The organism is Polaribacter batillariae (genome assembly GCF_017498485.1).
Taxonomy (GTDB): Bacteria; Bacteroidota; Bacteroidia; order Flavobacteriales; family Flavobacteriaceae; genus Polaribacter; species Polaribacter batillariae.
Genome location: NZ_CP071795.1, coordinates 1,345,756 through 1,359,764 on the forward strand (window position 1 = coordinate 1,345,756; position 14,009 = coordinate 1,359,764).

At 32.1% G+C, this 14,009-nt stretch carries 13 protein-coding genes; 2 read left to right on the top strand and 11 right to left on the bottom strand.

Annotated elements, in window-relative coordinates:
• Window position 1 precedes the first annotated feature (1 nt).
• The 11 genes from JL193_RS05875 to JL193_RS05925 form a co-directional block, all read right to left on the bottom strand.
• Entirely contained in the window at window positions 2-727 is a 726-nt protein-coding gene (locus JL193_RS05875) for a cell division protein FtsQ/DivIB (protein ID WP_207972907.1), read from the bottom strand.
• On the bottom strand, window positions 717-2,123 hold the full coding sequence (murC, locus tag JL193_RS05880) for a UDP-N-acetylmuramate--L-alanine ligase (protein WP_207972908.1): 1,407 nt from the start codon (window positions 2,121-2,123) through the stop codon (window positions 717-719). Before murC ends, JL193_RS05875 begins: the two co-directional genes overlap by 11 nt.
• Before the next feature lie 86 nt (window positions 2,124-2,209).
• Entirely contained in the window at window positions 2,210-3,307 is a 1,098-nt protein-coding gene (gene murG, locus JL193_RS05885; RefSeq protein ID WP_207972909.1) for an undecaprenyldiphospho-muramoylpentapeptide beta-N-acetylglucosaminyltransferase, read from the bottom strand.
• Between the two features lie 21 nt (window positions 3,308-3,328).
• Window positions 3,329-4,513 carry an FtsW/RodA/SpoVE family cell cycle protein gene (locus JL193_RS05890; protein ID WP_207972910.1) on the bottom strand — a complete coding sequence of 395 codons (1,185 nt, stop codon included), beginning with the start codon at window positions 4,511-4,513 and terminating at the stop codon, window positions 3,329-3,331.
• A gap of 110 nt (window positions 4,514-4,623) precedes the next feature.
• Entirely contained in the window at window positions 4,624-5,958 is a 1,335-nt protein-coding gene (murD, locus tag JL193_RS05895; RefSeq protein ID WP_207972911.1) for a UDP-N-acetylmuramoyl-L-alanine--D-glutamate ligase, read from the bottom strand.
• Complete coding sequence (mraY, locus tag JL193_RS05900) at window positions 5,959-7,185, bottom strand: phospho-N-acetylmuramoyl-pentapeptide-transferase (RefSeq protein ID WP_207972912.1); 1,227 nt, start codon at window positions 7,183-7,185, stop codon at window positions 5,959-5,961.
• Between the two features lies 1 nt (window position 7,186).
• Window positions 7,187-8,653 carry a UDP-N-acetylmuramoyl-L-alanyl-D-glutamate--2,6-diaminopimelate ligase gene (locus tag JL193_RS05905; protein WP_207973400.1) on the bottom strand — a complete coding sequence of 489 codons (1,467 nt, stop codon included), beginning with the start codon at window positions 8,651-8,653 and terminating at the stop codon, window positions 7,187-7,189.
• Between the two features lies 1 nt (window position 8,654).
• A complete protein-coding gene (locus JL193_RS05910) occupies window positions 8,655-10,616 on the bottom strand; it encodes a penicillin-binding protein (RefSeq protein WP_207973401.1) in 1,962 nt (653 codons plus the stop codon).
• Window positions 10,617-10,675: 59 nt separating this feature from the next.
• Window positions 10,676-11,002 (bottom strand): FtsL-like putative cell division protein, encoded by a 327-nt coding sequence (locus tag JL193_RS05915; RefSeq protein ID WP_207972913.1) that lies wholly within the window; start codon window positions 11,000-11,002, stop codon window positions 10,676-10,678.
• Between the two features lie 12 nt (window positions 11,003-11,014).
• Entirely contained in the window at window positions 11,015-11,920 is a 906-nt protein-coding gene (gene rsmH, locus JL193_RS05920; RefSeq protein WP_207972914.1) for a 16S rRNA (cytosine(1402)-N(4))-methyltransferase RsmH, read from the bottom strand.
• Entirely contained in the window at window positions 11,907-12,374 is a 468-nt protein-coding gene (locus JL193_RS05925; RefSeq protein WP_207972915.1) for a division/cell wall cluster transcriptional repressor MraZ, read from the bottom strand. Before JL193_RS05925 ends, rsmH begins: the two co-directional genes overlap by 14 nt.
• Before the next feature lie 209 nt (window positions 12,375-12,583).
• Here JL193_RS05925 and JL193_RS05930 point away from each other — a divergent pair, with 209 nt between their 5' ends.
• Together JL193_RS05930 and yihA are read left to right on the top strand one after the other, a co-directional pair.
• A complete protein-coding gene (locus JL193_RS05930) occupies window positions 12,584-13,348 on the top strand; it encodes an alpha/beta fold hydrolase (protein ID WP_207973402.1) in 765 nt (254 codons plus the stop codon).
• A 43-nt stretch (window positions 13,349-13,391) separates the two neighbouring features.
• On the top strand, window positions 13,392-14,003 hold the full coding sequence (gene yihA, locus JL193_RS05935) for a ribosome biogenesis GTP-binding protein YihA/YsxC (RefSeq protein WP_207972916.1): 612 nt from the start codon (window positions 13,392-13,394) through the stop codon (window positions 14,001-14,003).
• Window positions 14,004-14,009 lie beyond the last annotated feature (6 nt).

Here is a 14,009-nt window from a genome sequence, read left to right on the forward strand (position 1 = left end):
TTTATTTTGTGCACACAACTTGGTTGTGATATTTTACATTAATGGTTTTATATTCTTGAATCGTTTTGTCTTTAAATGTCGTGTTGTAAAATGCTTTTAACTTCTTAAATTTCACTTCGACGTTAGTTAATGTTCCAAAATCGATTTTATAATCTCCGCTTCTAACAGAAAATTCATACTCGTTAGTGTCGTATTTTTGAATTCCGACAACTTCTTTCTGCAGAAAATTATCTGCTAATATATAGCGAACTAAAGGCAAAATTTCTTTTACATCTTTATCGCTTTTTACACCAGAAACAAGCAATACTCTTGCAGAATAATTGCTCGATAACGGTACTTTTACCCCTTGTCTATCAACATAATAAGAACCCTTATCTGTAATAATTCTTACAATTGGCGTACGTTGTTTTATGGTAGATTTTAACACGCCATCGATGCTTAAAAACACTGCCGCTTTTTCTACATAAGGATTTTTGGATACGTTATTCTCTAATTTGTATAAATCTATCACAGATTTTGCTTGGTTTTTCACTGTGGTATCATTTTGTATTAACAATTTATTAACCATGGCGTGTGTTAAAAAATGATTGTCTCCAGCCTCAAATTCAACTTCTATTTTCGATATTTTTTTTCGTTCGTTTCTCTTTGAAGAAAAACTATACAAAAATGCTAAACACCCTGTTAACACTGCAAATAACAAATATTTTAATAACTTTTTAAACTTCATTTTTGGAGAGTTTTAAAAGTTTGTTTGTAACCTCGTTTACCAATACGCCAATGTCGCCTGCACCTAACATAACCACTACTTTTGCAGTTGAGTTTTTAATATCTTTTACCAAATTATTTTTTTGTGTTATTTTTTTATGCGTGCCTTTGATTTTTTCTAGCAACCAATTAGAGGTAACCCCTAAAATGGGTTCTTCCCTTGCAGGATATATATCTAACAACAAAACTTCATTAAATTTTGATAAAGCAGCAGCAAAATCATCTACAAAATCTCTTGTTCTAGAAAATAAATGTGGTTGAAAAACAACCATAATTTTGTCGTTCGGATACATTTCTCTTACTGCATTTTCCACAGCATTTATTTCTGTTGGATGATGTGCATAATCGTCTATCAACACAAAATCTGTTGATTTAATTTTATAAGAAAACCTGCGTTTTACACCTTTAAAACTTTCTAAACGTTGTTTTATAACTGTTGATGAAACCCCGTAAACATTTGCCATTGCAAACGCAGCTAAAGCGTTCATAACGTTATGTTTTCCTGGTAAATAAAATTTAATGTTTTTTATAATTTCTGAAGGTGTTTGTACATCAAAAACATACGCTCCTTTTTCAATTTTTAAATGGAAAGCTTTGTAATCTGCCTCTTCTTCAATAGCATATGTTAACCCCTTTAAAGGCAACCCTTTTGCGACAATTAATGTATTTGAAACCTTATTTGCAAACTCTACAAACGATTCTGTTAGCGCTTCTGGCTTTTCGTAAATATCTAAATGATCGGCATCCATAGAAGTTACACAAGCAATATTCGGGCTCAGCTTCAAAAAAGATCTATCAAATTCATCTGCCTCTACAACGCTTATTTTATCTTCTCCTAAAATTAAATTCGAATTGTAATTTTCTGAAATGCCACCTAAAAAAGAAGTTGCATTTACTTGTTGCATAATATGCCCTAAAATACAAGAAGTTGTTGTTTTTCCATGTGTTCCTGCAACTGCCAAACAAAACGTAGTTTCTGTAATTAAACCGAGTACTTCTGCCCTTTTTAAAATCTTAAAATTATTATTTTTAAAATAATTTAACTCTTCGTGATTTTTTGGAACGGCTGGTGTATAAACAACACATGTTTTCTTTGAGTCTAAAAACGAAATCGGAATATTTTTTACAGCATCTTCAAAATGAATTTCTACACCCAAACCTTCCAAATCTTTTGTAATCTGTGAAGCTGTTTTATCGTAACCCGCAACTTGCTTTCCATTGGCAACAAAGTAACGTGCAATTGCACTCATTCCTATACCACCAATTCCAATAAAAAATACGCAAGAAGCCCATCTTAAATCCTTTCCTTTAGGAAGGACTTTTTTATTCTTATTGGTATTTTGATATAAGTTACTCATTTTTTATCAATCTAATTTAGAACCTTTAACGAACACAACCGTGTTTCTTCCTTGAGCCTGCATTGATTACAGACGAAATGGGAAGATTAAAGATGGGGTACTAATTTTTCTACTTCGTTTACAATGTTTTTTGTGGCACTTGGCAATGCTAATTCATTTATATTTTCTGATAAGCTTTGTTGTTTGCCAATGTCTTTTAATAAACTTTCAAAAACTACAGAAAATGTTTCTAATTCACTTTCTTTTATCATTAAAGCTGCATGCCTATCTACAATAAACTTTGCGTTTTTTGTTTGATGATCTTCTGCGACATTTGGCGAGGGTACAAAGATTACAGGTTTACCAACAATACATAATTCTGAAACCGAACTTGCACCTGCTCTTGAGACTATAAAATCTGCAGTTGCATAGGCTAAATCCATTTTATTTAAAAACGCGTGTACTTGCACATTTTTATGGCTGTTGTATTTTTTATATTCATCGAAATACAGTTTTCCACATTGCCAAATCAATTCGATGTTTTGGTTTTTAAAAAAGCCTAAATTATTTTCTATTAATTGATTTATTTTACGGGCTCCTAAACTTCCTCCTAAAACAAGCAATGTTTTTTTACTTTTATCTAATTGATAAAAATCGTTGGCATCTTGTAATTTAGAATGAATTGTTAATAAATCTTGTCGAACAGGATTCCCTGTTTTTACGATTTTATTTTTTGGAAAAAATCGCTCTAAATTATCATACGCAACACATATTTTTTGTACTCTTTTACCCAATAATCTGTTTGTAATTCCTGGGTAAGAATTCTGTTCTTGAATTAAAGTTGGTATTTTTCTTCTGTTTGCCATTATTAATGTTGGGCCACTTGCAAAACCACCAGTTCCAATAGCAACATCAGGCTTAAACCTTCTAATAATTCTTCTTGCTTTCCATAAACTATTTATAAGTTTAAAAGGAAAACTTGCATTTTTTCTTGTGATTTTTCTTTGAATACCAGAAATCCATAAGCCTTCTATTTCATATCCCGCTTGCGGAACTTTTTCCATTTCCATTTTATCTTTTGCACCTACAAATAAAATATTAGCATTCGGATATCGCAGTTTTATTTCGTTTGCAATCGCAATTGCAGGATAGATATGCCCACCTGTTCCTCCGCCAGAAATTAGTATGTTAATCGATTGTTTCATACCCTCTTTTCTATTTTTATTTTAGTCCAGTGTTTCATGCAAAATATCTAAAGGATTATCATCTAAAATATCTTCTTCTGTTTCTTCTTTGGAAGCGCTTACGCTTAAAATCATTCCTAATGCGAAGCAGGTCATCCAAATAGAAGTTCCTCCACTACTAACTAATGGTAAAGTTTGTCCTGTAACTGGAAATAAATTCGTGGCAACTGCCATGTTTATGGTTGCTTGAAAAACAATAGGGCAACCCACACTAATTACTAATAAAGTTCCAAAAATTGTTGTTGTTTTTTTTAACACAACAAAAATTCTAAATAGCAATAAAAAATAAACGGCTACTAACAAAACGGCTCCAACCAAACCATATTCTTCGACAATTATTGCATAAATAAAATCGGATGACGACTGTGGTAAAAAGTTTTTCTGAACACTTTTTCCTGGTCCAACACCAATGGGACCACCTGTTGCAATTGCAATTTTAGCTTTTTCTACTTGATAAGCTTCTTTGCCTCCTTCTTGCGAAAAATTTTCGATTCTATTTTGCCAAGTTTGCACTCGATTTGGCATTGCATCTGGAAATGCTTTTGCTATTAACACAAAAAATGCGAGTGCTAAAATACCAGCTCCTACAATAATTCCGATATATTTTAGTGGATAACCTCCAATAAAAGCAACTACCAATATCATAAAAAAGAGAATTGCTGTGGTAGAAAAATTGGCTGGTAAAATTAAAATTAGTAACAAACTTACTGGCAACCATAATTGCCACAAACTTTCTTTAAACTTTATTTCTTTTTCTTTATTTTTAGCTAAATATCTTGCTACATATACCATTAAAACCAAGCCTGCTAAAGTAGATGTTTGAAAACCAATACCTCCAATACGAATCCATCTACTGGCATTTGCACCTCCAATGGTGGTTCCTTGTGATAAGGTAAAAATTAATAGAACAAATACAACTGGCAGCATTAAAACAGAACCTCCAGAAAAATATCGATAAGGAATTTTATGAACTCCATAAATAATTAAAAACCCAAAAATTAACAACGCTGCATGCTTTGCCAAATGCCCTAAAGTAGAACCATTACCAACTACATATACCAAGTTTGTACTTGCACTATAGACAGGCATAAATGAGAATATTGCCAAAGCAGCAACAATTGCCCAAATAGCTTTATCTCCTTTTATATGCTGAAAAATGGTTTTCATTCGTAATTCTTAATTCTTTGTTCTTAATTCTTTGTTCTTAATTCTTTGTTCTTTGTTCTTTGTTCTTTGTTCTTAAATATTTTTAGTTTACAGTTACCAGTTTAAACATTTTATAAGCTTCTAACCGCCTTTTTAAATTGACGGCCTCTATCTTCGTAATTTTCAAATAAATCGAAACTTGCACATGCTGGAGACAATAAAACTGCATCTCCTTTTTCTGATAATTTACGAGCCACCTTAACAGCCTCTTCTGCGCCAGCTGTCTCCACAAGAATATCAACCACGTTGCCAAACGTTTTAATTATTTTTTGATTATCTAAACCTAAACACACAATTGCTTTTACTTTTTCTCTTACCAATGGTAACAAATCGCTGTAATCGTTTCCTTTATCTACACCACCAACAATCCAAACTGTTTGTTTATCCATGCATTCTAAAGCATAAAAAGTTGCATTGATATTTGTTGCTTTAGAATCGTTTATGTATTCTACTCCATAGACTTTCGCTACGTTTTCTAAACGATGTTCTGCTCCTTCGAAGTCTTCTAAACTCTCTTTAATCTTTTGCTTTCTTACTTTTAATAATTGTGCAGCCATAGCTGCAGCCATAGCATTTTTTGTATTGTGTTTTCCTTTTAGTGTTAAAGCTGATGTTGGCATGTTAATTTTATCTTTGTTAAGGTTGATAATTATATTGTTATTTTTTATAAACGCTCCATATGCTACCTCTTTTTCGAGCGAAAACGGAACTAATTTTGCTTCTGTTTTATTTTTTGATAACCAATTATTTATTGCTTCGTCATCTGCATCATAAATTAAATAATCGGTGGTTTTTTGATTTTTTGTAATTCTAAATTTTGAATTGATATATTTATTAAAATCATACTCGTACCTATCTAAATGGTCTGGTGTAATGTTTGTAATTATGGCAATATGTGGTCGAAACTTTTCAATACCATCTAACTGAAAACTACTTAATTCTAAGACGTAGTGTTCGTAAGATTTTTCTGCAACTTGTTGCGCAAAACTGTCTCCAATATTTCCAGCCATACCAACATTTAAATTCCCTTTTTTTAAAATATGATGCGTTAACATAGTTGTGGTGGTTTTTCCATTTGAACCCGTAATACCAACCATTGTTGCTGTTGTATATGTAGCTGCAAATTCAATTTCAGAAATTACTGGAATTGATTTTTCTTTCAACTTTAAAATCAAAGCAACTTTATCTGGAATTCCAGGACTCTTCATCACCACATCTGCCTTTAAAATTTTGCTTTCTGTATGATTTTTCTCCTCAAAATCTATTTTATGATGTAAAAGAACTTCTTTATATTTTTTTGATATTTTACCTTTATCAGATACAAAAACATCAAATCCTTTTTGTTTTCCTAAGATTGCAGTTCCCACACCACTTTCTCCTCCACCAAGTATTACCAGCCTCTTCATTTACCTCAATTTTAAGGTAACAATCGTTAGTGCTGCCAACATAATTCCTACAATCCAAAAGCGAACAACAATTTTACTTTCGTGATAACTTAATTTTTGATAATGATGATGCAATGGCGACATTCTAAAAATTCTTCTTCCTTCACCAAATTTCTTTCGAGTGTATTTAAACCACGAAACTTGCAGGATTACAGATAGATTTTCAACCACAAAAATTCCTGCTAAAATTGGAAGCAATAATTCTTTACGAATAGAAATTGCGATTACAGCAATAATGCCTCCAATGGTTAAACTTCCTGTATCTCCCATAAATACTTGTGCTGGATAGGTATTGTACCACAAAAAACCAATTAATGCCCCTGCAAAAGCAAGAATAAAAACTGTCATTTCACCCGAATTCGGAATGTACATGACATCTAAATAATCTGCAAAAACAATGTTACCAGAAACCCATGCAAAAACGGCGAGTGTAACCACCATAATTGCAGAAGAACCTGCTGCCAAACCATCAATGCCATCTGTTAGGTTTGCTCCGTTAGAAATTCCGGTTATAATAAAAACTGCGATGAATATAAAAACAATCCACCCATATTTTTCGTAATCATCTCCTAAAAAGCTCAATGCTTTGGAATAATCTAATTCGTTATTTTTAAAAAAAGGAACTGTTGTTTTTGTAGATTTATGCGCTTCTCCAAAAACTTTTTTCTTTCCATTTTCTTGAACAATTTGTTGTTCTATTGGCAATTGCTCTTTAATTACAACATCTTCGTTAAAATATAGCATGGCACCAACAATAACTCCTAAACCTATTTGTCCCAAAACTTTAAACTTACCACTTAAGCCTCCTTTGTCTTTTTTAAATACTTTAATATAATCGTCTAAAAAACCAATTAAACCCATCCAAACTGTGGTAATTAGCAGAATTATTACATAAACATTGTCTAGCCTTGCTAATAAAATCGCTGGTATTAAAGTTGCAAAAATGATAATTAAACCACCCATAGTTGGGGTTCCTGCTTTTTGAACCTGCCCCTCTAAACCCAAATCTCTAATCGACTCTCCAACTTGTTGTTTACTTAAATAGTTGATAATTCTTTTTCCATAAATGGCACTAATTAAAAGTGATAAAAGAAAAGCTGCTGTTGCTCTAAATGTAATAAACTGGAACAAACTCGCTCCTGGAAAATTAAACTGACTTTCTAAATATTCGAATAAATTATACAGCATTCTAGTTCTTTTTTAGTTGATTGAAACATTTTTGTATTTCCTCTAAATCATCAAAATAAGTTCGAATACCATTAATTTCTTGATAATTTTCGTGTCCTTTTCCTGCAATTAAAATAATATCTCCTGTTTCAGAAAATTTACAAGCCGTTTTTACTGCTTGCTTTCTATCTAAAACTGTAATTGTTTTTTTATAGTTTTCTGGAGAAACTCCAGCTTCCATTTCATCTAAAATCGTTTGTGGGTTTTCTGTTCTTGGGTTATCTGAAGTAAAAATGGCTTGATTGCTTAATTGCGAAGCAATGTGTGCCATTTTAGGCCTTTTTGTTTTATCTCTATCTCCACCACAACCAACAACGGTAATTACTTTTTCGTTTCCTGTTCTTATATCATTAATGGTTTCTAATACATTTTTTAAAGCATCTGGTGTGTGTGCATAATCTACAATTGCAGTAACACCGTCTTCTGAAACAATGTACTGAAAACGCCCACTTACGCTTTCTAGTTCACTAATTATGGTTAAAATTTCTAATTTTTCTAAGCCCAATAATGTTGCAGTTGCAATAATTGCGGTTAAATTATAGATGTTAAAGACACCTATTAACTTCGTCCAAACTTCTGTATTATTTACAGAGATTAACGTTCCAGAAAGTTGTTTTTCTAAAACTTTTACTTTAAAATCGGCCAAGGTTTTTAAAGCGTAAGTTGCTTTTTTTGCTTTGGTGTTTTGCAACATAAAAACACCGTTTTTATCGTCGATGTTGGTTAATGCAAATGCCGATTTTGGCAAAGCATCAAAAAACGATTTCTTTACATCTCTATATTCTGCAAAAGTTTTATGATAATCTAAATGGTCGTGAGAAAGGTTTGTAAAAATTCCTCCCGAAAATGTTAAGCCCGCTGTTCTTTTTTGATGAATTCCATGAGAACTCACTTCCATAAAACAGAACTCTACACCAGCATCAATCATTTTATCTAAATAACGATTTATGGTTACAGAATCTGGAGTAGTGTGTGTTGCTTTAAACTCAGTTTCATCTACCAAAACTTTTACTGTAGAAAGCAAACCAACTTTGTAACCTGCTTTTTTAAATAATTGATATAAAAGTGATGCTATTGTTGTTTTTCCGTTTGTTCCTGTAACACCCACTAATTGAATATTAGCGGAAGGACAATCGTAAAAATTAGAAGCCATAATCGCCAAAGCTTCGTTTGCATCTGAAACTTGAATGTAGGTAATTCCTTCTTTTTTATCAACAGGAAAATCTTCACAAATAATTGCAATTGCCCCGAAAGAAATGGCTTTTTCAATAAATAAATGTCCATCTACAGAAACCCCTTTTTGTGCAACAAAAACAGCATTTTCTTCTACTTTTCTTGAGTCGAAAACAAGATTTTTTATCGCAATATTGGTGCTACCAAATACTTGATTTATAGAAACTTTATATAATATGTCTTTTAAATTTTTCAGACTACGATAATTTTAAAACGATGGTTTTTCCTTTTTCTAATTTCTCTCCTTTGCTTAAAGATTGAGATTGCACTTTACCTACTCCAGATATTTTTACTTTTAACCCCAAATTTTCTAAAAGAGATACTGCATCCATTCCAGACATTCCTTTTACATTAGGAATTTTTGTATAGTTTTTATTTAATTTTGAATGGTATGCCGCAAACTCCTTATCGATTTGTGCAAACTGAATTTTATCTTCTACAGATTGATTATCGATTGGCGTTGTTGTATAAATTTTCTGCGCAATTTCTTTAAACACAGGTCCAGCCACGGTTGCTCCATAATATCCTTTTTCCTTTTTAGGGTCATGAATTACCACAATGCAAGAATACTTAGGTTTATCTGCAGGAAAAAAGCCCGCAAAAGAAGCGACATAGTGTTTGTTTGAATACCCTGCATTTACTGTTTTTCCGTTTTCGTCTATATGTTTTGGTAAAAACTTTTTAGCAGTTCCTGTTTTTCCTGCCATTGAGAAGTTTGGAGAGTAAATATTATCTGCAGTTCCTTTAATAACTACATTTTCCATTACTTTTCGAATCTTTTTTAAGGTTTCTTCTGAAGCTATTTTAGGATTTACAATTTCGGTTTCATAAACTTCTTCTGTTTTTTCTTGTCTTCTTAATTCCTTAATAAAACGTGGTTTTACCATGACTCCATTATTCGCAACAGCATTGTAAAACATTAATGTTTGCATTGGTGTTATAGAAATTCCATAACCCCAAGACATCCATTCTAAAGAAATTTTATTCCATCTTTTGTCTGATGGTTTTGGTACCACTGGCATGCCTTCTCCTTTAATTTTAAAACCAATCGGTTTTGTAAAACCATAAGATTCGATTTTTTCGATAAATTTTTCTGGTTGATGGTCGTAATGCTTTTGAATTAACTTTACGATACCAACATTCGAAGAGACTTCGAAAACTCTTGCCGCAGAAATTTTTCCATAACCTCCTCTATGAGAATCTTCTACCTTAGAACCATGAATAAAAATTCTTCCTTTTTCTGTATCTACGACTGTAGATGTATCTATTTTTTTATCCTCTAAAGCCGCCATTAAACTCGCCAACTTAAATGTTGAACCTGGTTCGTGACTTTCCCAAACTGCATAATTTCTTTTTTCGTAATATTTTCCTTTTGACGTTCTTCCTAAGTTCGCAATTGCTTTAATTTCTCCGGTTTTGGTTTCCATAACTACTGCACAACCATGGTCCGCTTCGTAATTTTCTAATTGAGCCAGCAAAGCATGGTGTGTAATATCTTGCATATTAACATCTATGGTGGTTATAATATCGTCGCCGTCAATGGGTTCTTTTTCGTTATAATCGCTAATTGGTTTCCACTGGTTTTTTGCGATTTTTTGCACCCATCTTAACCCGTTTTTCCCTTGCATATAATCTGCAAAGGCTCCTTCTATACCAGCCTCTCCTCTAAAATCGTCATACCCAATTGTTCTTTCTGCGATTTTACCTATTGGATGCGCACGCTCTGTTCTGTGTTTTGCGATAAAACCACCTTTATAAACTCCCAAATTAAAAATTGGAAACTTCTTCATTTTTAAATAATCGGTATAACCAATATCTCTGGCAATTAAAAAATAACGTTTTTTTCTATTTTTAGCATTGCGCAATCTCGATTGGTGGTAATTTACAGAACGCCCCAACATTTTAGAAAGCTCTTTAGACAAACCAGCAATGTTTTCTTCAAACACTTTACTATCTACAGTAACCAAATCCATATAAATATTAAATTTAGACATGGATGTTGCGAGAAGATTGCCATCTGCTGCATATACATTTCCTCTATTTGCATAAATAGTATCTGGTCTAATTGTAAGCTCGGTTGCCAACTTTCTATATTTATCTCCTTGGACATATTGTAGGTTTATTATACGAAATATAACAGCCAACAATAAAAGCGTCATAAAAGCAGCTACCAAGTAGAATTTTGTAAGTATGCTTTTTTTATGAGTTGCCAATTTGTTTATTTTTTATAGGTTACTTTTATTTTTTTTGGTGGGGTTTGCGAAGGTTTTAGTCCTCTAGCTTTTGCTTTTTCTCTGATATTCGATTCCATTTTCATTCTCATTAAAATGGTTCCTACATCTACATATTCTGCCCTTAACTCTCTTTTTAATTTATTTAGTTCAGAAATTTTATACACTTTTTTTTCTGCACTATGCCCCATTGAAATCATAATTAACAAAAGCGCAACCACAAAAATGATGATTCGCCAATTTTTAAAAGCCGATTCGTCTGTAAGAAAACTACCTCGTAAAAAACCGTAAATACCTTTTTTAACTTTAGACATTTTCTATTTAAATTACTTTTTAACTTTTAAAGTTGCAATTCTTAATTTAGCGCTACGAGCCCTGTTGTTTGTGTTAATTTCTTGCGGGGTAGGCACTACTAACTTTCCAACTTTTTGTAACGGCTCACTTGTATTTCCAAAAAAATCTTTTTCGGGCTCGCCACTAAACATTCCTGTTCTTATAAATCTTTTTACCAATCTATCTTCTAAAGAATGGTATGAGATTACACTTAACCTTGCATCTTCTTTTAATAAATTTGGTGTTTGCTCTAAAAACTCTTTTAAAACATCCAATTCTTCATTTACCTCTATCCTTATCGCTTGAAAAATTTGAGCCAATATTTTATGCTCTTTTGCATTTGGTAAATAGCGTTTTAAAACTTGTTTTAATTGAAAACTCGTTTCGATTTTTGCTTTCTCTCTTTCTTCTACAATGGTTTTTGCCAAGTTTCTAGAATTTCTTAACTCTCCATACATAAACAGTATATTCGCTAATTTTTCTTCGGAATATGTATTGATAATTTCTTGCGCAGATACTTTCGATTTTTGATTCATTCTCATGTCTAATTCGCCATCGAAACGTGTTGAAAACCCTCTTTCTGCCTCATTAAACTGATGAGAAGAAACCCCTAAATCTGCCAAAATACCATCCACTTTACGAACTCCATAAAATCTTAAAAACCTTGTTATGTATCTAAAATTTTCTGGAATTAATGTAAAACGATCATCATCGATTGCATTTTCTAAAGCATCTGGATCTTGATCGAAACCAAACAACCTTCCTTTTTCTCCTAGTCTTTTTAAAATTTCTCTAGAATGCCCTCCTCCTCCGAAAGTAACATCTACATACACACCATCTTCTTTAATCGCCAGTGCATCTACACTTTCTTGCAATAAAACTGGATTATGATAATTCATCGAAATCTGTATTTCCCATTACTTCTTCTGCTAAATCTGCAAAATCTACTGTTGCATCGTCAATCGCTTTTTCGTACTTATCTTTGTCCCAAATTTCAATAATATTTACTGCCGAAGACAAAACCACTTGCTTTTTAATGGACGCAAATTCACACAAATCTTTTGGAATTAAAATTCTTCCTGTCGCATCGAATTCTACCATTTTTACACCCGCTGTAAACCTTCGAATAAAATCGTTGTTCTTTTTTACAAAACGGTTTAACTTGTTTATTTTCTCCATCATCAAGTTCCATTCTTTCATCGAATACAACTCTAAACAAGGTTGAAAAACAGCTCTTTTAATTACAAAACCCTCATTTAAAACTGGTTGCAATTGCTTTTTTAGAGCCGATGAAAACATCACTCTACCTTTTGCATCTGCTTTACATTCGTATGTACCAATTAAATTAATCACAAGAAATTTAGGTCTTAATTAAGAATCAAAAATATATAAAATTTACCACTTTTTACCACTTTTTACCACATTGTTAATAAATTTTCTTTATTTTGAAAAAAAGAGATTCATTTCGACCTTAAAAAATGAATACCAGTGATTTACAAAAACGCCAACTTTCTAATAAAAAAGAATTACATTTGCGTTTAAGTGAAATGAAAAAAAAATCAATGACTGACCAGTTAAAAACCGAAGGGAAATTTACATATGCAGAAGCTGGAGAGGGACCTGCAATCATTGTTTTACATGGATTAATGGGGGCTTTAAGTAATTTTGGTGCAACTTTTAATCATTTTTCTAACAATGGATATCATGTTTTAATTCCTGAATTGCCTCTATATTCTTTACCACTTTTAAAAACGAATGTAAAAAGCATGGCTTCTTTTTTAAAAGATTTTATGGAATTTAAAAAACTAGACAAAGCAATTTTATTAGGAAATTCTTTAGGCGGGCATATTGGTTTGTATTTTACAAAACATTATCCAGAAAAAGTTAGTGCTTTAGTGCTTACAGGTAGTTCTGGACTGTATGAAAAAGCCATGGGTGATAGTTTTCCAAAAAGAGGAAACTACGAATATATTGAAAAGAAAACCAAGGCTGTTTTTTACGACCCAACAATTGCCACCAAAGAGTTGGTAGATGATGTTTTTAAAATTGTAAATAACAGGAGTGCTGTAATTAGAACTTTATCGATTGCAAAAAGTGCTATTAGACATAATATGGCAAACGATTTACCAGATATGAAACAGCCTACTTGCCTTATTTGGGGGAAACAAGACACAGTTACACCTCCAGAAGTTGCTACAGATTTTGATAATTTATTGCCAGATTCCGATTTATTTTGGATTGATAAATGTGGCCATGCAGCCATGATGGAAAGACCAGAAGAGTTTAATAAAATTCTAATGGACTGGTTTACTGCAAGAAAAATATAATTCTCTCAACGAGAAATTTATCGAAAAAATTGAACCCAGTAAGATGAAAATTAAATCTGCAGACTTTGTAATGAGTAACAGTAATGTTACAAAAGCTCCAAAAGACAGAAAACCAGAATACGCCTTTATTGGGCGTTCTAATGTTGGTAAATCTTCTCTTATTAACATGCTAATGGAGCGAAAAGATTTGGCAAAAATCTCTGGAAAACCCGGAAAAACACAACTTATCAATCATTTTTTAATTAATAACGAGTGGTTTTTGGTAGATTTACCAGGTTACGGCTATGCACAAGTTTCAAAGAAAAAAAGAGTTATTTTTCAATATTTTATAGAAAATTATTTTAAAGAAAGAGAACAACTCGTTTGTACGTTTGTACTGATTGATTCTAGGCACGACCCACAAAAAATAGATTTAGAATTTATGCAGTTTTTAGGCGAAAACCAAATTCCGTTTTGTATTGTTTTTACAAAAGCAGATAAATTAGGAAGCTCTAAATTAAACAAACAAATTACTTCTTATAAGAAAAAACTATTGCAATACTGGGAGTCTTTACCTAACACGTTTTTAACATCATCTTCAACAGGACTTGGAAGAAAAGAGTTTTTAGATTTTATTAATAGTGTTAACGAAGATGTAAAAGATAATTTTAAATAACCTTTC

What these genes read in the sequence shown, in the direction of transcription:
- JL193_RS05875 (WP_207972907.1), bottom strand. Translation starts at nt 727, where the DNA reads ATGAAGTTTAAAAAGTTATTAAAATATTTGTTATTTGCAGTGTTAACA.
- murC (WP_207972908.1), bottom strand. Translation starts at nt 2,123, where the DNA reads ATGAGTAACTTATATCAAAATACCAATAAGAATAAAAAAGTCCTTCCT.
- murG (WP_207972909.1), bottom strand. Translation starts at nt 3,307, where the DNA reads ATGAAACAATCGATTAACATACTAATTTCTGGCGGAGGAACAGGTGGG.
- JL193_RS05890 (WP_207972910.1), bottom strand. Translation starts at nt 4,513, where the DNA reads ATGAAAACCATTTTTCAGCATATAAAAGGAGATAAAGCTATTTGGGCA.
- murD (WP_207972911.1), bottom strand. Translation starts at nt 5,958, where the DNA reads ATGAAGAGGCTGGTAATACTTGGTGGAGGAGAAAGTGGTGTGGGAACT.
- mraY (WP_207972912.1), bottom strand. Translation starts at nt 7,185, where the DNA reads ATGCTGTATAATTTATTCGAATATTTAGAAAGTCAGTTTAATTTTCCA.
- JL193_RS05910 (WP_207973401.1), bottom strand. Translation starts at nt 10,616, where the DNA reads ATGACGCTTTTATTGTTGGCTGTTATATTTCGTATAATAAACCTACAA.
- JL193_RS05915 (WP_207972913.1), bottom strand. Translation starts at nt 11,002, where the DNA reads ATGTCTAAAGTTAAAAAAGGTATTTACGGTTTTTTACGAGGTAGTTTT.
- rsmH (WP_207972914.1), bottom strand. Translation starts at nt 11,920, where the DNA reads ATGAATTATCATAATCCAGTTTTATTGCAAGAAAGTGTAGATGCACTG.
- JL193_RS05930 (WP_207973402.1), top strand. Translation starts at nt 12,584, where the DNA reads ATGACTGACCAGTTAAAAACCGAAGGGAAATTTACATATGCAGAAGCT.
- yihA (WP_207972916.1), top strand. Translation starts at nt 13,392, where the DNA reads ATGAAAATTAAATCTGCAGACTTTGTAATGAGTAACAGTAATGTTACA.